This window comes from Bradyrhizobium oligotrophicum (genome assembly GCF_051168495.1).
Taxonomy (GTDB): domain Bacteria; phylum Pseudomonadota; class Alphaproteobacteria; order Rhizobiales; family Xanthobacteraceae; genus Bradyrhizobium; species Bradyrhizobium oligotrophicum_A.
Genome location: NZ_JBNPVB010000002.1, coordinates 184,080 through 203,902, shown reverse-complemented (window position 1 = coordinate 203,902; position 19,823 = coordinate 184,080). Strand labels below are relative to the sequence as shown.

Here is a 19,823-nt window from a genome sequence, read left to right as displayed (position 1 = left end):
GCTCAGCGCTCCGGCAAGCCCGCGTCGACCATGAGCTGAACGATACGGCTCGCGGCCTCGCGATACACCGGACTTGTGTTCTTCATCGGCGGGGCGACGTTGAGCGCCGTCGTGCCTGGCCGCAGCTTCAGGCCCTTCTCGATCGCGGCCTTGGCCTCCTCCGTCTGGCCAGCTTTCTGATACGCGGCAGCGAGGAGCAAATACGGACGCCCGGACGCGGCCGTAATGGCGATCGAGCGCTGCAGCCAGGGCAGGGCGTCATCGGCACGATCCATCGTCATGTAGGCCCACCCGATGCCGAGAAGCCACGTCCACCGCGACACCGACGGCGTGTCGTAGCGGTCAGCCTGCTGGAATGTCGCAAGCCCATCCTCGAAGCGGCCAAGATGCAATTGTCCGAGACCGACGAGATAGAGCGCGAGCCCGTCCCATGGATCGAGACTCAAGGTCCTGGCGCAGATGACGAGGCTTTCGACGAAATGATTGGTCGCACTGAGGAAGCGGCAATAGGTTTCGAGCACTGCAATGGAGTTCGGCTTGGCGCGCAACGCGCGCTCCATGCTCGCGGCCGCCTGGGACTCGGCCGCCGCGGCGGCATCGGGATCGTACCAGACCATCTGGATGCCGCGCATTTGCAGCGCTGCAAGCGCGACCGCTGCGTCGACATTGTCGGGCTGCTCGGCGAGAGCATTCTGCAGCATCGTCTGGGCCATGACGAAGCGCTCTTGCGTCACGCTGTTGATCGATGCGGTCGCCTGTTCGATGGCGACCTTGACGCGGCCCGACGTGGCGGGACCGTCCGCAGCAGACGTCCCAGCCTCCGTCAATTCGTTGAGGCGGCGCGCCAGCACGTCGCCCACGCCTGCAGCGAGCCGCGTATGTTGCAGCTGCGGGTCAAGTTCATCCGCTTCGACGGAGATGGCCGCGACGGCTTCAACCTTGCCCGTCGCGGTCTGGAGTAGGCGGCTGCGCAAGGTCCAGGACGATCCGCTGCGCTGCAGCTCACCACGAATCTCGAAATCCGGCGGCGCCAACGATGCGGCCGCCAACTCCGGCTGCGGTGCGGCCGAGCGGGGGGCGATCACGCTGATGGTGTTGATCCTGGCGAAGCCGTCGGTCAGGCGGCCGGTGACTTCCGCTGCCATCGCTGTCCCGAGCGGATTACCGCTTGCGTCGGCCACTGCCATCACCGCGACCACCGGCGGCGTGCGCTTGAAGATGAGTTCCGATTTCAGCAGCGGCGCGGCCACTGCAAGCCCTACGACGGCGCAGAGTCCGACAACCGCGGCGGCCGCCATCCGTCCGGTGAGCGCCGACAGCCATGAGACTCGCGACGGCTCAGCCGTTCGATCCATGGACGGCGCGGCATCGGGGTCAACCCCGGCGGCCGTGACGGCTTCGGGTGGGGCGTTATCGGGGGACCGTGCGGGGATGTCAGCCGCCGGCGACACGTCGGCCGTGAAGATGTATCCGCCTCCGGACGCCAGCTTGACCGTCTGACGGCGGTCGTCGCCGAGTGCGCTGCGGATCTCCCGGATGCACTGAAACAGGTTGTCTTCGCCGACATGGACGTCTGGCCAGATCGCCTCCATCAGCTCCTGCTTGGTGAGCACCCGGCCAGCATTGGTCACCAGCAGGCGCAGCATCTCGAAGGTCTTCGGTCGTAGCCTGATCGGCGCACCATCGGCGCCGCGCAGCTCGGCGCGCTGCTGGTCGAGCTCAAACCCGGCAAAGCGGAATATCATTCAGCAGACTCTCGGAACGCACGGCTGTCGCGGCGGCAAGGTAGCAAAGCGGGGTGCCAATAGGTCGGATGACCATAGGCTGAAATCAGGCTGAGGTGAAAATTTCAGAAAACTTCAGAAATGCCATCGCTATCATATTACCGTAAAAACCCCGGGAGGTGACCCTGTCCCACCTCCATCCTGCCTCCGTTTGCGTGTGAGCCGAGGGCAGCCGTCAACGGTGCGCCATCGTGTCGCGACAGGCCGCCGTTCGCAATTGAGGCGGTCTTTCCGGGTGCTCCGGCTCGCATGGCTTTTCGGGTCGCAGGGGAACGGGGGGCTTCACACGGCGATTTCATCAACATTTCAGAAAATTTCAGAGTCCCCACGGCCGCCCCCTCAGGACATCTCATCGTGCAGATGAGACACGATGCAAGGAAGGAATGCCCTGTCCGGTGATGACCTGAAGGGGGACATCCGGGGCATCGCCGCGACGCGATGACGGCAGGGGCATGACGCTGACGATCGATGAGATCCCGGATCCTCCAGCCCTGGCGCTGAGCGTTCGCGGTCGGACACCGCGGAAGCAGCTTCCTACGCCAGGGGAGCCAGCGCCGGTGGCTGACAAGGCGGCGCTCGCATGAGACCGGATTCTCACTCGGGCCAAGTTTTTTGAATGTCGGGGCGAGCGACCCGCCCAGCGCTGAGGGCGCGTTGTGACGCTTGAATACGTGCCCGACGCATTGTCGACGAGGATATTTAAATGTCGGAAACGACGCTCGGGACGGCTGGTATTATCTCGTCGGATACGTCGCACGTCCCGTTGATTGCGAGTTCATCAACCGGCCAGGCCGGCACGCTTGCCGACGCGGGAGCCCTGGTCGATCCCGTCCATCGAGGCCCGGACCAGCGTCAGGCGAATTCGGTCGGGCCGGTCGACGCCGTGAGCAGCCCGCCGTGGGGAAAGCAGCCTTCGGCCCGGCCGTCCGCCAATGCAACACGCAGTGACGACCGGTTCATTCCTCTCGCCGGCCGCCAGGATGTGGCCGGACAGGTCCCGCCGCATCTCGCCACGCAGGTCATTGGACGCGTTGTCGAAACCAAAGGACACGTGGTCGTCGTCCGCAACGGCGTCGAGATCGCACTTCACGATGGAGACCCGCTGCGGAAGGGTGACGTCGTCCAGACCGATCGCGACGGCGGCGCCAGCCTCGTCTTCAAGGACGGCAGCGTGTTTCAGCTCGGGCACGATTCGCGCCTGGCGCTGAGCGAATTCGATTATGGCCGCCCAGGTCAGGCCAATCTGGAACTTTTCAACCTCCTGCACGGCGCGTTGAGCTTCGCTTCCGGCGCAATTGCGCGCAGCGGCGACATGCGCATCGGCATGGCCTCTGCTTCGGTCAAGATCCTCGGCGGGATTGGCGGCGCCGAGATTGCTGATCTCGACGGCGCCGTCACGTTGTCCATCTTCCATCAGGACCGCGGCCTGAGCCGCGCAACCATCTACGACCAGAATGGCGAACCCATCACGGCGATCAGTGGCGACGGCGGCAAGCTGACCTTGACGCCCACCAGCTTCTCGCATCTCGACACCGACATGCAGGCCAAGTCGGATGCCGACAGGGCGTTCGAGTTCGACTCGCTCAATCGAATCCTGCAGATCAGGACTCGCGCGGGAGAGTTCGTCGCTATCGGTACGCACGGCTCATCATCTGCATCGATCGGTGACGATGGTGGCAGCCAGGCTCAATCTCCCCATACGTCCGTCGGATATACTCCGGCCCAAAATTTTCCAGGTGCAGAGAGTTTCCTCCCGCGCGACCGCGATGGCCTCTCTGCAAATCAGCCCGCCAACCCGCCTGTCACCATCGGGCCGGTCAACCACGCGCCGGTGCTCGATCTCCATGCCAATGCGATCGGAGTGTCCGCTGTCGAGCAGGTGCCGATCGCGGTCGTGCCGCGACTGACGCTGACCGATGACGACAGCAAGACGCTGCTGCAGGCGACGGTCAAGATCACCGGCCATTTCGAGCCCAGCAAAGACACCCTGTCCTTTGCCGGCACGCCCTCGATCGAAGGCAGCTTCGACGCCGGCACGGGGACGCTGACGCTGCGTGCCGTGCCGGGCCACGCGCCGAGCCTGGCCGACTTTCAGGCTGCGCTTCGTACGGTCATCTACACTTATGCCGGCGATGCGCCTTCGACCTCGCCGCGCACACTCACCGTCACCGTGCAGGATTCCGACGGCACCGCGCACGGCGGGCACGACATCGCGTCCGCCTCAATCACGCTGATCGTTAAGGGCATCAATGACGCGCCGACGCTTGCGTTGGGCGAAGTCTTGGTCGTCGCCGCCGAGCAGACCGCGACGGCCGTTGCGCCGCACGTGTCGCTGTTGGACGTCGACAGTGCGACGCTCGATCATGCCACGCTGCAGATCACCGGAAACTATCTGCCCGGCGAGGATGTGCTGTCGTTCACCGCCACGACACAGATCCACGGGTCCTTCGACGCTGCGACCGGCACGCTGACCTTGACCGCGCGCCCAGGTCAGTCGCCGACGGTTGCCGATTTCGAGGCCGCGCTGCGATCGGTCACCTATACCGACATCAGCGATAATCCGTCGCCGCTGACCCGCACGCTGACCATCACCGTACAGGATGCGGATGGAACTGCCAATGGCGGGCACGACACGACGGTGCGCAGCGTCACCCTGACGGTCGTTCCCGTCAACGATCCGCCGGCCATCACCGGCGGGACCAATCCGGCCGCGGTGTCTGAACTCCTGGACGCGCGGGCGCAATTGCTTGGACCGATCACGGGTACGCTGTCGGCAAGCGACCGCGATATCGGCGACGTTCTGACCGGGCACGTGGCGGTGTCCGCCACGGTGAGCTACAGCGCTGGAGCGCTGCCGGCCGGCGTCAATCTAGACGCGTTACGCGATGCTTCAGCGATCTCGTTCGACAGCGTCACGACCACGATCAGCGGCGCCGCCAACACGCTGACTTGGACCTATCATCCCGCCGCGGCCGACCTGGACTGGCTGGCCTCCGGAGAGACGCTGACGATCACCTATCTGGCTGAGGTCACCGACGGGACGGCAAGCGCCGGCAGCCAGCCGCTCACCATCACCATCATCGGCAGCAACGACACGCCGGCCATCATTGCCGCGCAGACGGCGGCAACGGTGACGCAGGATGTCGCTGTCGATGCGCAAGGACAACTGCATGCTGGCGGCAGCTTCGGTTTCATCGACCTGGATCTCTCCGATGCGCATTCCGCCTCGGCCACGCTGCTGAACACGACCGCTTCCGGCGGCGTGGCGCTCGGGACCATGAATGCGCTGGTCGACAACGATACGGTCAATGGTGTCGGCGGCGAGGCGGCCTGGAGCTACCACGTCGACAACAGCGCGGTGCAGTTCCTCGCGGCCGGCGAGAGCGTGGTCGAGACCTACCGGGTTACGGTCAGCGACGGACATGGCGGATCGGTGAGCCGCGACGTCAGCGTCACCATTACTGGCGCCAATGATGCGCCCGTGATCACCGCTGCGCAGACGACGGGCGCGGTGACCGAAGACAGTACCGCCGATGCGCAGGGGCGGCTGCATGCCAGCGGCGTCATCGGCTTTGGCGATGTCGATCTGACCGACACCCACAGCATCTCGGTCGCCCTTGTCAGCTCGAGCCATGCCGGCGGCGTCGCGCTGGGGACGATGAGCCCGCAGCTGACCGCCGAGACGAGCCACGGTCTCGGCGGTGAGATCGCGTGGACCTACCAGGTCGACAACGGCAGCGTTCAATTCCTGCAGGCTGGTCAGACCGTCACCGAGATCTATGCGGTGACGGTCAGCGACGGTCATGGTGGACTCACGACGCAGAACGTGACGGTCACGGTCACCGGCACCGAGGATGCGCCGACGCTGGCTGCCGGCGGCTCGGGCGCCGTGACCGAAGCTGCCGATGCCAGCGCTCAGGACATCGCACCGATCACCGGTACGCTCGACGTGACCGATCGCGACATCGGCGACACGCTCGTCGCGTCCATCGTCGGTTTGCCCGCCGTCATGCTGGACGGCCGCGCCTTCTCGCTGCCGGCCGGGGCCGCATCGCTGATCGACCACGCACTGTCGTTCCAGACCGGCGTCACATCGAACGGTAGCGCGGCGAGCATCGGCTGGAGCTACGATCCCGCGGCCGCCAATCTCGATTTCCTGCGGGAGGGACAGCAGCTTGTCCTGACTTACACCATCGCCGTCAATGACGGGCATACCGGCAGCGGCACGCAAACCGTCACGATCATCATCACCGGCACCAATGATCTGCCGGCCATCAGCGGCAGCGCTGCCGCGATTGATGAGGCCGGCGACGCCCACGCCCAGACGATCTCGCTGGGCGGTACGATTGCTGTCACCGATTTCGACACCGGCGACATGTTGACGGCCTCGGTCACGGGCGCACCGGTCGTCATGCTGGATGGCCACGCCTTTACTCTGCCGACCGCGGCGGCTGCGCTGATCGACAGCGCGGCCTTGTCGTTCGACAATGCCGGACACCTGTCGAATGGCGGCGCCACCGGCATCGCCTGGACCTATCAGCCGGGCGCTGCGGATCTGGATTTCCTGAAGCAGGGCCAGACGCTGACGCTCACCTACGACGTCGATGTCAGTGACGGCACCGGGACCAGCGCGCCGCAGACCGTGACCATCACGATCAGCGGTACCAACGATGCGCCGGTGGCGACCGGGGACAGCTATGCGACGGCCGAAGACACCGCGCTGATCGTCCCAGGCGCAGGCGTGCTCGCCAACGACCGCGATGCCGACGGCGACGCGCTCAGCGCCATCCTGGTCAATGGCCCCAGCCACGGCACGCTCGCGCTGAATCCCGACGGCTCATTCACCTATACGCCGTTCGCCGACTACAATGGCACCGACAGCTTCACCTACAAGGCCAATGACGGCGTCGCCGATTCCGGCAACTCGACCGTCAGCATCACCGTCACGGCGGTGAACGACCCGGCCGTGATCTCTGGTGTCACCACCGGCTCGGTCACGGAAGCCGGGGGCGTGAACAACGCCGTCGTGGGGACGCCGACCGCAAGCGGCATGCTGACCGATACCGACGTCGACAATCCGGCCAATACTTTCACCGTGGTCACGACGCCGGCCGCGAGCGCGGGCGGTTACGGCACCTACACGATGACCTCCGGCGGCGTGTGGACATATACGCTCGACAACAGCAATTCCGCGGTTGAGGCGCTCGACGTCGGTGCGACGCTGACCGATACGTTCACGGTGACCACCATCGATGGCACCGCACAGCTGGTGACGATCACCATCAACGGCGCTCATGATACGGCCACGGTGACGGGGGCAATCACCGGCGCGGTCACCGAGGCCGGCGGCGTCGCTAACGGCACGCCGGGAACGCCGGTCGCGACCGGCACGCTGACAGTCGCCGAGGGCGCTTTCGTCGCGGTGGCTGCCGCCACCTCCAGTGCCGGCGGTTACGGCACCTACGCCCTGACGTCGGGTGGGGTATGGACCTACACGCTCAACAACAGCAATCCGACGGTCCAGGCGCTCAATGCGGGCGCCTTTCTCACCGACACCTTTACCGTGACCACGACAGGCGGCAGCACGCAGGTCGTCACCATCACGATCGCCGGCACCGACGATGCGCCGGTTCTCTCCGGCGATGCTTCGGCCTCGCTGCTGCAGGGGACGTCGACGGTGATCACCACCGCCGACCTTAGCGCTGCTGATATCGACAACACGGCGAGCCAGCTCACCTTCAACGTCAGCAGCGCCGTTCACGGCTACGTCGCACTGGCGAGCGCGCCGGGCGTGGCGGTCTCGAGCTTCACCCAGGCCGAGCTCGCGGCCGGTCAGGTGATCTTCGTCCACGACGCGAGTCAGAACCCCGCAGCGAGCTTCACAGTCCGCGCGACCGATGGCAGCCTGAGCACGGCAGGAGTCACCTTCAATGTCGCCGTCAGCAGCGACTTCGTCATTGCGAGCAATGTCGATCTCGGCGGCGTCTCGGAGACGATCCACAGTCTGAGCCAGTCCGGCGGCACGTTGTCAGGCACGGGTACGCTGATCGACAGCGGCGGCGCGACGTTCACCGGCGGCACCGAGAGCGGTAGCGGCACGACGGTCGTCAACGGCCTGGCGACGTTTTTCGATGCCGGCAACCAGACATTCACGCTGGACGGTCGAACGATGCAGTTGCACGGCTCGGCGCAGAGTGGCGCGTTCGCCGGCGATACGCTGCATCTCAACAATGGCGCGGTGCTCGAGATCGACGCCGGCGCCACCTTCACCGATGCATCAGCCAGCGGCGCTGCCTTCAGCATTTCCTCCAGCGCCGGCACGGGCGCGGTCAATGTCGCCGGCAGCTACGAAAAGACCGGCGCCGGGACCACGGCGATCTCGACCGCGCTCACCAACACCGGAACGATCGACGCCAAGGCCGGCACGCTCGACCTCGCCGGCAGCGTCGCCAACTCCGGTACGCTGAAGGCGGAAGGCGGCGGTACGCTGCTGGTGACCGGCAACGTCACCGGATCGGGTGTCGTGGTCGTCGACGACAACGGCACGGTCGAGTTCGGCGGCAATGTCGGCGCCGGGCAGACGATCACGTTCGGCGGCTCGTCGGGCACGCTGAAGATCGATCATCCCGCCAGCTTCGCAGGCACTATCACCGGCTTCAGCGGCGCGACCGATTCGATCGACCTTGTCGGGATCAACCACAACTCGGCGCAGTTCGCGCAGTCGTTCAACGCGGCGACCGGCATCCTGACGGTGACCGACGGCATCAACACCGCCAGTCTGCATTTCAGCGGTGCCACCTACGGCTTCGCCGCTACGAGCGACGGCGCCGGCGGCACGGTCATCAAGCCGGCCAATGTCTACACGGTCCACAACGCGGCCGAACTCAACGCGGCGCTGCTCGCGGTCAGCCAGGGCGGCTCGGCGGCCGCTGCCAACACCAGCTATTCGATCGAGCTCGCCGCCGACATTTCGATGGCCTCGCTCGGCGCCAATCTGACCGCGATCAATCTGGCGAGCGGCAGCTCGCTCGTCATCCACGGCGCGGGACATTCGCTGGATGGCGGCAACGCCTATCGCGGCCTGTTCGTCTATGGCGGCAATGTCGCGATCGATAATCTCGCCATCAACCACATGCTGGCGCAGGGTGGCGCCGGAGGGCGACAGGGTGGCGGTGGTGGCGCCGGATTGGGCGGCGGCCTGTTCGTCGCTGCGGGCGCGACGGTGTCGATCAGCGACGTCAGCTTCAGCGGCAACAGGGCGGTCGGCGGCAATGGCGGGGGCCTCGACGGTGGCGCCAACTGGGGGGCCGGTGGCGGCGGCATGGGATCGGCCGCCAGCGCCAACAGCGGACAATATCGGCACGACACGACACAAGGGCCGCAGGGCCATGCCACCTACGTCGCAACAGCGATTGATGGCACCGCCGGCGGTGGAACCGGACTCAACATTCCCGGTCAGCCCGGCCTCGCGCATGGTGGTGCCGGCGGTGCGTGGAGCGGCGGAAGCCTCCGCAGCTACACGGCGGCTGCCACCGGTGGGTTCGGCGGCGGCGGCGGTGGCGGCTTCTATGCGTACGCGAACAGCATCGAAAGTACCCCCCAAGGCTCGGTTGATCATATCTCGCGGGTAGGCTCAAACGGCGGCAATGGCGGCTTCGGCGGCGGCGGTGGCGGCGGGGCGAGCGGCTCGGCCCGTTTGCACACCACCGGCGGCACCGGCGGCTTCGGTGGTGGCGGCGGCGGCGGGTATTATGGGGGCGCCGGCGGCTACGGCGGCGGCGCCGGTGGTGGCCATGGCAGCCCCGGTCTGCTCGGGGCTGGCGGCGGTGGCCTCGGCGCTGGCGGCGATATCTTCGTCCAGGAAGGCGGACATCTCATCGTCGGCGGTGGCTCGCTGTCGGGAGGCACCGTTGCCGGCGGTGCGGCAGGTACGAACGGTACGGCCGCGCAAGGCGGCCAGGCGCTCGGCTCCGGCATCTTCATCCAGGGCAACCAGACGGTCACCTTCGCGCCGGCCTCGGGCGATGACCTCACCATCTCTGACGTCATCGCCGATCAGCATGGCAATGGCGGCACCGGCAATGTCGAGATTTCCGGCGCCGGCATCGTGCATTTCGCCGCGGCCAACAGCTATGTCGGCACGACCACCGTCGACGCCGGCGCCACGCTCAATATCGACACGAGCGGGGGACTGGGAACGGGCGCGGTGACCGACAACGGCATCCTGAACGTCAACGCCGCGACGACGTTTGCCAGCGGGGTCACCGACGGCGGGGTCCTCAACGTCAACGCGGCGACCACCTTTGCCGGCGCAGTCACCGACAGCGGCGTTCTCAACGTCAATGCGGTCACGACCTTCGCGAGCACCGTCACCGACAACGGCGTGCTCAACGTCAACGCAGCGACGACATTTGCAAACACCGTCACCGACAACGGTGCCCTGACAATCAACGCGGCAGCGATCTTCCAGGGGACCGTCGTCAACAACGGCACCGTCACCATCAACGCCGCCAGCGCCGATTTCGCCGGATCGATCACCGGCAGCGGCACGATCAACTTCGGGACCTCGGGCGGCACGGCCGTGTTCGAGCACGGCGTGCCGACCCAGACCATCACGGGATTTGCCAATGGCGACGTCATCGACCTCAGGTCGGTGGTGGCGACCACGGCTTCCGTCGAGGCCGGCAACGTCGTGACGTTGAAGAACGCCGGCGGCACTGTCGTCGCGACGCTGCACTTCGATCCGTCGCAGACGCTCAGTCCCTTCGGCGTGACGAGCGACGGGCAGGGCGGCACCAAGGTCGTCGCGATCCGCACCAGTTTCGACGTCGGCTCCGCCGCGGAGCTCAATGCCGCGCTTACCGCGATCAGCCAGGGCGGCACGTCCTACGCGAAGAACGTCGCCTATACGATCCACTTCTCCGGCGACATCTCGCTGGCCTCGCTCGCCACCTCCGCGCAGCTCGCCGCCATCAATCTCGACACCGGCAGTTCGCTGCTGATCGACGGCGCCGGCTTCACGCTCGATGGCGCCGGCGTCCATCGCGGCTTCTTCGAGTATGCCGGCAATGTGAGACTCCAGAATCTCACGATCGCGCACACGCTGGCGCAGGGCGGCGACGGCGGCATCGGTGGTGGCGGCGGCGGCGCCGGGCTCGGCGGCGGCCTGTTCGTCGCAGCCGGCGCGTCAGCGACGATCGCCAACGTGACCTTCCTGGACAACGCGGCCCATGGCGGCGACGGCGGCGGCGTGAACCCGGCCGGCCGGATTTTTCAAGGCGGCGCCGGCGGCGGCGGCATGGGCATCGACGGAGCCGCTGGCGCCACGACCGGGGTGCAACATCTTTATGGCTATCGGGGCTACACCGGCTGGGGTTATGCAGGTGGCGGCGGCGGCGGGCTCGGCCTGTCGAATCTTCCGGGCGGAGGCGGCGCGGGAGCGACGTCGTACCGCGGATCGTCCCCGGCCTCCGGCAGCTTTGGCGGTGGTGGCGGCGGCGGCAACGGCTATCTCGCCACACGGAAAGCCGGAAGCGCCGGTGCGAACGGCGGCTTCGGCGGCGGCGGCGGTGCCGGTGGCGGCTACAACAGCAATGATTCCTACGGCGGTGGCGCCAACAGTGCCGGCGGCAATGGCGGCTTCGGCGGCGGCGGTGGCGGTGGCGGGTTCCGCGGTCACGATGGCCTGGGCGGCTTTGGTGCCGGCAACGGCGGCGCCGCGCTCGCCTATCTTGCCGACGGATCGTTCCAGGCGAGGATCGGCAATGTCGGTGGCGGCGGGCTTGGCGCAGGCGGCGGCGTCTTCGTCCAGGAAGGCGGCACGCTGATCTTCGAGAGCGGCTCGCTGTCCGGCGGCTCCGTGGCCGGAGGCGCTGCGGGTGCCATCCAGGCGGCCCATCAGTTGTATGACATGCCCGGTGCGGGGCAGGGGCTCGGCAGCGGCATCTTCTTCCAGGGCAATCAGTCGATCGTGCTCGCGCCGACGTCGGGCAACGCGATCACGATCGCTGATGCGATCGCCGACCAGGGCGGCAATGGCGGCAGTGTCTCGATCGAGATCAAGGGGCCGGGTACCGTCGAGTTCGACGGCGCGAATTCCTATGTCGGCGGCACCACGATCGATGCGGGTGCCAAGCTCACGCTTGGCGGCCAAGGGACGCTCGGCAGCGGCGCCGTCGTCGACAATGGCGACCTCGTCATTGCCCATTCCGGCACGTTCGGCAATGCGTTCACCGGCAGCGGCGATCTCGCCTTCGGCGCCCAGATCATCACCGTCACCTTCACCGCGTCGGTCTCGCTCGGTGGCTCACTCGACCTCGGCAACGGCGACAATGTGGCCGCCTTCAACGGCGGGCTGTCGGGCGTTCAATCGATCAATTTCGGCACGGGGATCCAGACGCTGTCCGTCGCGGGCGCGATGCCTGGTGCCGTCGTGCACGGCTTCGGTGCCGGCGACACCATCGATCTGACCACGGTCAATGCAACCGGCATCGGCAGCTTCGTCAATAACGTGCTGACGCTGACCGGGCCCGGCGGCACGCCGGTCGCAACCATTCATTTCGATCCGGCCCAGCAGAATCTCGCGCCGCACGGCTTTCTGCTGGTGTCCGATGGCGCCGGCGGCACCGACGTTATCCTCAACGAGGTCCCAGTCTATCACGTGTCGACCGCGGCCCAGCTCGCTCGCGCGATCAACGAGATCAGTGTCGGCGGTGTGTTTTCCTCCACCAATCAGAACTACGAGATCGACATCGTCGGCAGCTTCACGCTGGATGGCGCGCTGCCCGACATCAATCTCGCCAGCGGCGACACGCTGACGATCCATGGGCTCGGCCATGAGATCGACGGCGCCGACACCTATTCCGGCTTCGTTCTGCGATCCGGCGATGTGACAATTGATCACCTGACCGTCGCCGACTTCGTCCGGCACGGCGGTGACGGGTCGTCCCCGGGAAGTGAGTCGAAGTTTGGCGGCGGCGGTGGTGGGCTCGGTGCGGGCGGCGCGTTGTTCGTGGGTGCCGGTAGCTCGGCGAGCCTGACCGATGTCGCTTTCACCGACAATCACGTCGTCGGCGGACATGGCGGTCAGGGCGGCTACTACGCACCAAGGGTGCCGAATGGCGATCAGGGGATCTCGACGGGAGGCGCATCGAGCCCGGGGCAGGTGGGCTTCGGCTATGGCGGGGCCGGTGGTCATTTCACTGCCAACGGAGGCGGCGGAAGCTTCGGCGGTGGTGGTGGCGGTGGCGGCGGTGGACGCAGTCCGGTCTCGTCGTTTCCGCCCGGTGGTGGCGGCGACGGCGGCTATGGCGCCGGCATGGGCGGCACTGGAACCTCTGGTGGTGGAGGTGGTGGCGGCGGCGGTGGCGGCGGCGCGGGCCTCGGCGGCGCGGTCTTCGTCGCCTCCGGCGGCGAGTTGAACATCACCGACTGGACCTTCTCCAACAATGGTGCAACGGGCGGCGCCGGCGGCGGCAGCCTATGGGCCGGCAGCGGGACGGCGGGCCAGGGCATCGGCAACGATCTCTTCAACTACGGCGGCACCATCGGCTTGAGCTCCAGCGCCGGACAAACGCTCACGATCGATCAGTACGTCGCCGGCACGCAAGGCACCTTCAACATCTACGCGTCCGGAATCGTCGTGCTGTCGCAGGGCATCGGCACCGGCGTGCTCAACATTTCCGGCGCCGGCAATGTCACCGTGCTCAACGACATCACGGCCACCGCCATCAACGTGACGGGAGCGGGCAATGTGCTGTTGCAGGGCGAATTCCACGGCCAGCAGTCCATCACCCACACCGGCGCCGGCACGCTGACGATCAAGCCGGTCTACACCGTCTCGACGGCGGCCGAGCTCGTCACCGCCATCCAGACCATCGACGGCAATCCGATCTCGGGTCTGCCGGTCAACTACGTCATCAACCTCACCGCGGACCTGAACCTGAGCGCGGTGCTGCCGTTCCTGTCGATCGCAGCCGGAGACACGCTGACCGTCGAAGGCAACGGCCACATCATCGACGGCGGCAACCTCTATGGCGGCTTCTCAGTGCAGTCCGGCGTCGTCACCTTTGACAACCTCACCATGCAGCACATGGTCGAGCGCGGTCAGGACGGCTCTGCCGGCATCACCAACCTCGGCCACGCGTCGGCGGCGGGTGGCGGCGGCGGTGGCGGTCTCGGCGCGGGCGGCGCGTTCTACATCGGCGGCGGTGGCTCGGCGACGCTGACCAATGTCAACGTGCTGAGCAATCAGGCCGTCGGCGGCAATGGCGGCGCCGGCATCGGGACCTACTCGAGTCCCAATGGCGGATCCCGGGCCGGTGGTGGTGGCGCCACCAATGGCGGGCTGACCGGAATCAAGTCGGGCGGCGATGGTGGCAACTGGAACACGGGCGGCGGCTTTGGCAGTGGCGGCGGCCTCGGTGGGGGCGGCGGAGGCGGATATGGTCCCTGGCAGGCGGCGGGCATTCCCTGGGCTTTTCAATATCCGGGAGGCGCCGGTGGTTACGGCGCTGGCGCCGGCGGCAGGGCCGCTTTTGACGGCAACAACTCCGAGCACGGCGGTGGCGGTGGCGGCGGCGCCGGCCTTGGCGGCGGCATCTTTGTCGCGTCCGGCGGCTCGCTGACCATTGGCGGCAGCACATCGGTTGCCGGCAACGCGGTGCAGGGCGGCCTCGGCGGCGCGGGTGGGAACGCCGGCGCCAACGGAGCCGGCATCGGCGCGGGTCTCTTCACCGCGTCGAGCAATGTCACGCTGGCTCCTTCGCTCGGGCAGACGATCCATATTTCCGATTCGATCGCCGGCAACATGACCGGCACGCTCCATATCGATGGCGCCGGCATCGTCGTGCTGGACGCGATCGCGGCGACGGTCATCGACATCACCGGCAGCAGCGCGCTGACGCTGCCTGCCTCGCTGATCAACGACTCCCTGACCGTGTCGGGTTCGGCCACCTACACCATCACCTCGACCGGGTTCAGCGGCGCCGGCCACTTCGGCGCCAATGGTTATGGTGTGCTCACGATCGCGGTTGCGGAGACCGTGACCGGTGGTGTTCAACTGGCCGAGCACGGCACGGTCGAGCTTGGCGCCGCCAATGCGGCCGGCAGCGGCGCGATCACCTTCCAGTCGGGCGCGCAGGCGACCCTGATCATCGATCAGGGCGCGACGCCGACCAATGAGATCGACGGCTTCCTTCCCGGCGACACGATCAAGTTGGCCGGCTTTGCCGCCGGCGCGACCGCTGTGCTCGGCGCCGGCAATGTGCTCACCATCAGCGACGGCGCGCACAGCGCCCAACTCCATCTCGACCCGAGCTTCAATTACTCGACCACCCAGTTCAACGTGACCGCCTATAATGGCGGCATCGCGCTGACCGGGATCATCTCGCCGAAGATCACGCTGGTCGGCCAGCCGTTGAACGGCAACCAGGTCGTGCTCAGCGGCAGCGGGGCGCCCGACAGTACCGTCCAGATCTTCATCGACGGCAATCAAGTCGGTACCGCTACGCCTGATGGCTCCGGACGTTTCACGTTCTCGACCTCGGCGCTCGCCGACGGCGAGTACCATTTCACGGCGACCCAGACGATCAGCGGCCAAGCCCCGATCACGACCTCGCTGGTCGTCGACGTATTGCCAAGCGCACCGTCGATCGCGCTGGCGCCCGGGCAGCCGCTGCTGGCCACCAATGTCGGCGTGCATCTGCAGGGCAGCGGCGAGCCGAACCAGACCGTCACGCTGCATCTCAGCGGGCCCGGCGGCAGCACTTTCACATACACCACGGCAACTGACGACAGCGGCAATTACGACTTCGTCACGCCAAATCTGCCTGACGGCCACTACACGCTCAATGTCACCGAGACCAACGCGCAAGGCCTGGTCAGCCCGGCATCGGGCGTGTTCGCCTTCGATGTCCATCCCAAAGCCCCGGTGATCGCTGTGGTCGGGCAGCCGCTCGACGGGGGCAGGATCGAGGTCGCCGGCAGCGCCGATCCCAACATCACGATCAACATCTGGGTCCGCAATCCGTCCGGCGACCAGTTCATCGGTTCCGGCAGGGCCGACGCCACAGGCCATTTCGATTTCACGGCGAGCCAGCCGATCGGCCACGGCAACTACACGCTGCTCGCATTGGCGCAGGATTCCGTAAACCTGATCAGCGACCAGGCGATCCCGTTCACGTTCCACGTCGATCCGCAGGCGCCCGTGATCACCTCGATCGTCGGGCAGGGCGTCAACGGCGGTACCGTCGAGGTCAAGGGCTCTGCGCTCGCGTTGAGCACCGTCACGCTCTATGAGGGCAGCACAGTGGTCGGATCTGGCGTCGCCAATGCCGCCGGTGTTTTCGACATCGTCACCACCGCCACCTTCGCCGAGGGCGTCCATTCCTTGCGGGCGACGGCCGCGGATGCCGACGGCCTGACGAGTTCGCTCTCCACCGCGATCAACGTCACCGTTCTGCCGACGGCACCGGTGATTTCGGCCGTCATCGCGACAGCGCCGCAGACGATCGAGGTTCAAGGCACCGGCGAGGTCGGAGAGACCATCAAGGTCTATGCCGATGGCTCCACGCTGTTGGGCTCTGGCGTGGTCGATCAGACCGGGCATTTCGATTTCAGCGTCGATGCACCCGGCGGTCATCACGTCATCACCACGACCGAGACCAATAGCAGCAATCTGACCAGCCCTGTCTCGGCGGGCGTCGCGATCGACGTGACACCGAAGGCGCCCGTCATCACGTCGGTAGCGCCGCTGGTCGCGACACAGATCGATGCCAGCCACGACTTCATCGTCAAGGGCACCGGCCAGCATGTCGGCGAGACCATCACGCTCTACGCTGATGGCGGCACAACCCCGATCGGCACGGGTGTCGTTGCAGCCGACGGTACCTTCACCATCACGACCACGGTGGCGCTCACGAACGGCAATCATACGCTGACCGCCACCGATGCGGCGGGCGCCGACGTCAGCGCGCCATCGAGCGGCTTTGCGATGTACGTCGATCCGGCTCCGGTCACCAATATCAGCCAGGTCGGGGTCGCCGCGGATCACGGCGTCATCGAGCTGCAGGGCACGGGCCAGCCGGGCGACACCATCACGCTGATGCTTGGCAACACCGTGATCGGAACCGGCGCGGTCGATGCATTAGGTCATTTCGACGTGACGACCGATCCCGCTGCGGGCGCGCTGCTAGGCCCCGGCCACCAGCATATCACGGTCATCCAGACCGACAGCCTCGGTCACGCCAGCCCCGGTACCACGTTCGATGCCGGTGTGGCGCCGGCCGCGCCCGTCGTCGCGTCCGTTCTCTCGGTGCCCGACGCGGTCGGCCGCGTGGAGGTGAAGGGCAGCGGCGAGGCCGGCACCATCGTCAAGCTCTATGCCGACAATGGCACCACGGTGATCGGCGCCGGCACGGTCGACGCATCAGGCCATTTCGACATTTACAGCGACTTCCAGTCTGTCGGCGGCGGCGCGCACAGCATCGCCGTGACCGCGACGACCATCGACGGCATCGTGGGACCGGCCTCGGCGGGCGCTGATGTCACGGTCACGCCGGTGGCGAACACCTGGACCATCACCTCGGCGGTCGATCTCGCCAAGGCGATCGCCGCGATCGACGTCTCCGGCGCGAGCGCGCAGACCGGCGCGCACTACACGTTCGATATCGTCGGTGATCTGCAACTCAGCGATCAGTTGCCGGCCTTCAATCTTCCGCCGGGCGCCTCGCTCACGATTGCCGGCCATGGCCATGTGCTCGATGCCCACGGCCTGCCGGGGCTGTTCGTCTATGCCGGCAGCGTCGAGATCGACGATCTCGGCATCGTCAATGCCGTGGCGAAGGGCGGCGACAGCAATTTCGGCGGCGGCGGCGGCGCGGGTCTCGGCGGCGGCCTGTTCATCGCATCGGCAGGCACGGTGACGCTGTCCAACGTCAATTTCGCCAACGACAAGGCGGTCGGCGGCAACAGCAGCGGCGCGTTCGGTTATATGGGACTTGCGCTCTATGGCGGCGGCGGAGGGCTCGGCGGGGCCGGCGGTTTCCAGGGCGGTGGCGGAATTGGCATTCATGCCGCCGGCGCCAGCGTTTCGCATGCGTTCTATAGCGGCACGCCTGCCGGGGCGGGCATCGCCCTTGGCGCGGCGTCCGGAGGTGGACAGGTCGTCGGTACGAACCCGGCCTATCTGGGCGGAGCCAATGGCGGCGGCGGCGGCCTGGGCGTTGGCTTCTACACCAGCGCGGCCATTTTCGGCGTTCCTGGATACGGCAACCCGGGCAGCGGCGGTGGCATCGGCGGCGGCGTCGGCACCGTCGATGGCAGCAGCGGGATCGCGACGGGCGGTGCGGGCGGCTTTGGCGGCGGCGGTGGCGGCGCCACTCTGGTGCTGCCGTCGAACGTCAGTGGATATGGCGGCACCGGCGGCTTCGGTGGCGGCGGCGGCGCCGGCCGGCATGGCGGCGGCGCCGGTGGTTTCGGTGGCGGCGGCGGTGCTGGCGGCTACGGCACGGCTGGTGCGGGCGGCTTTGGCGGCGGTGCTGGAGGCGCATGGGGCTATGGCGGCGGTGGTCTCGGCGCCGGCGGCGCGATCTTCGTGCAGCAGGGCGGCACGCTCATCTTCGTCGGCTCCGGCAGCGAGCAGAACGGCGGCGTGACCGGCGGCACCGCTACGACCTGGACCGGCGCCCAGGCAGGCGCGGCGTTCGGCAGCGGCATCTTCCTGCAGGGCAACCAGACCATCACCTTCGCGCCCGACGCAGCGCATATGATCACCATCAGCGACGTGATCGCCGACATGACCGGCTCGCATGATGCCAGCGGCCAGACCGGCGCCGGACATCTGCTGCTCGATGGCGGCGGCACACTGGCGCTTGCCGGTGCCAACACCTTCACCGGCGGCATCACGATCGAGAACGGCACGCTCGATCTGACCGCGCACGGCGCGGCAGGGTCCGGCGCGATCGTCTTCTCTCCGGCCGACCACGCCGCGCTGGAATTCAGCGCTGTGAACGCGCCCACCAACGCGATCGAGAATTTCGGCACCCGCGACCAGATCATCATCGATGGCTTCCATGCCACCAGCGAAAGCTACAGCAACGGCGTGCTGGTGCTGAACAGCGCGACCGGCTCGGTCAGCCTCACCGTCGGCGGTGCGGATCTGCACGGGCTGTCGGACTTCCAGTTCGCCTTCGACGCCGCCACGGGCAATACGATCATCACCGGCGGACCCGACCGGTCCGGCGCCGATGTGATCCATGGCGGCCCTGGCGCGCATGTCCTGACCGGCGGCACCGGCGACGACGTGTTCTACTTCCGCGCCGCCGATCTCGCCGCTGATGTCACCGACAAGATCGCCGATCTGTCGTGGGCAAACGGCAGCGGCGAGCACGACCGCATCCATCTCGAAGGTGTCGATCCGAATGCGGTCACCGTCACCAGCATTAATGGCGGCCATGACACCGACATCGCGATCGGCGTCAACGGCGGCACCGCGCATATCCTGGTCCAGGGCAGCGGCGCGTCGCCGCTCGAGATCGAATTCCAGAACACGATTCCGACCAGCGATGCGGATCTGAACACGCTGCTGACGCCGTCGACCATCAACGAAACCGTCGGCCAGTTCACGACCGGCGCCAATCCGCCCTACATCAAATCCCTGGTCAGCTACGGCGCCGATGGCGGCGTTGTCGCGCAGGACGTCACCAACAATGACGGCTCGCACACCATCACGGTGCAGGCGCCGAATGCAGCGCTCACCGCCTCCGCTGCCAACGACACCTTCGTGTTCCAGTTCGGCTCGCAGCCGGCCGGCAACGCAACGATCGGCAATTTCGATGTCGCGCACGATGTCCTGCAACTCAGCCACAGCGTCTATGCCGATGCCGCGGCGGCGCTGGCCGCGATCGCCGCGGATCCGCACAACGCCGGAAGTCCGGTTGACACGACCATCACGATCGACGCCAATCACATCATCACGCTGACGGGCGTGAACCCGACCCAGCTTGCACAGCACGATATTCTGCTAGTGTAGGGTTCACA

General features: G+C 66.9%; 3 protein-coding genes. 1 reads left to right on the top strand and 2 read right to left on the bottom strand.

Annotated features, from left to right (window positions below; all coding sequences use genetic code 11):
• Positions 1-2 precede the first annotated feature (2 nt).
• Positions 3-1,745 carry a winged helix-turn-helix domain-containing protein gene (locus ACQR1B_RS04420; protein ID WP_434834067.1) on the bottom strand — a complete coding sequence of 581 codons (1,743 nt, stop codon included), beginning with the start codon at positions 1,743-1,745 and terminating at the stop codon, positions 3-5.
• 817 nt (positions 1,746-2,562) lie between these two features.
• A complete protein-coding gene (locus tag ACQR1B_RS04415) occupies positions 2,563-3,198 on the bottom strand; it encodes a hypothetical protein (RefSeq protein WP_434834068.1) in 636 nt (211 codons plus the stop codon).
• Between ACQR1B_RS04415 and ACQR1B_RS04410 the strand changes: the two genes are divergently transcribed.
• Positions 3,184-19,815 carry a VCBS domain-containing protein gene (locus ACQR1B_RS04410; RefSeq protein WP_434834069.1) on the top strand — a complete coding sequence of 5,544 codons (16,632 nt, stop codon included), beginning with the start codon at positions 3,184-3,186 and terminating at the stop codon, positions 19,813-19,815. The genes ACQR1B_RS04415 and ACQR1B_RS04410 overlap by 15 nt on opposite strands.
• Positions 19,816-19,823: the final 8 nt, after the last annotated feature.

What these genes read in the sequence shown, in the direction of transcription:
- ACQR1B_RS04415 (WP_434834068.1), bottom strand. Translation starts at nt 3,198, where the DNA reads ATGGAAGATGGACAACGTGACGGCGCCGTCGAGATCAGCAATCTCGGC.
- ACQR1B_RS04420 (WP_434834067.1), bottom strand. Translation starts at nt 1,745, where the DNA reads ATGATATTCCGCTTTGCCGGGTTTGAGCTCGACCAGCAGCGCGCCGAG.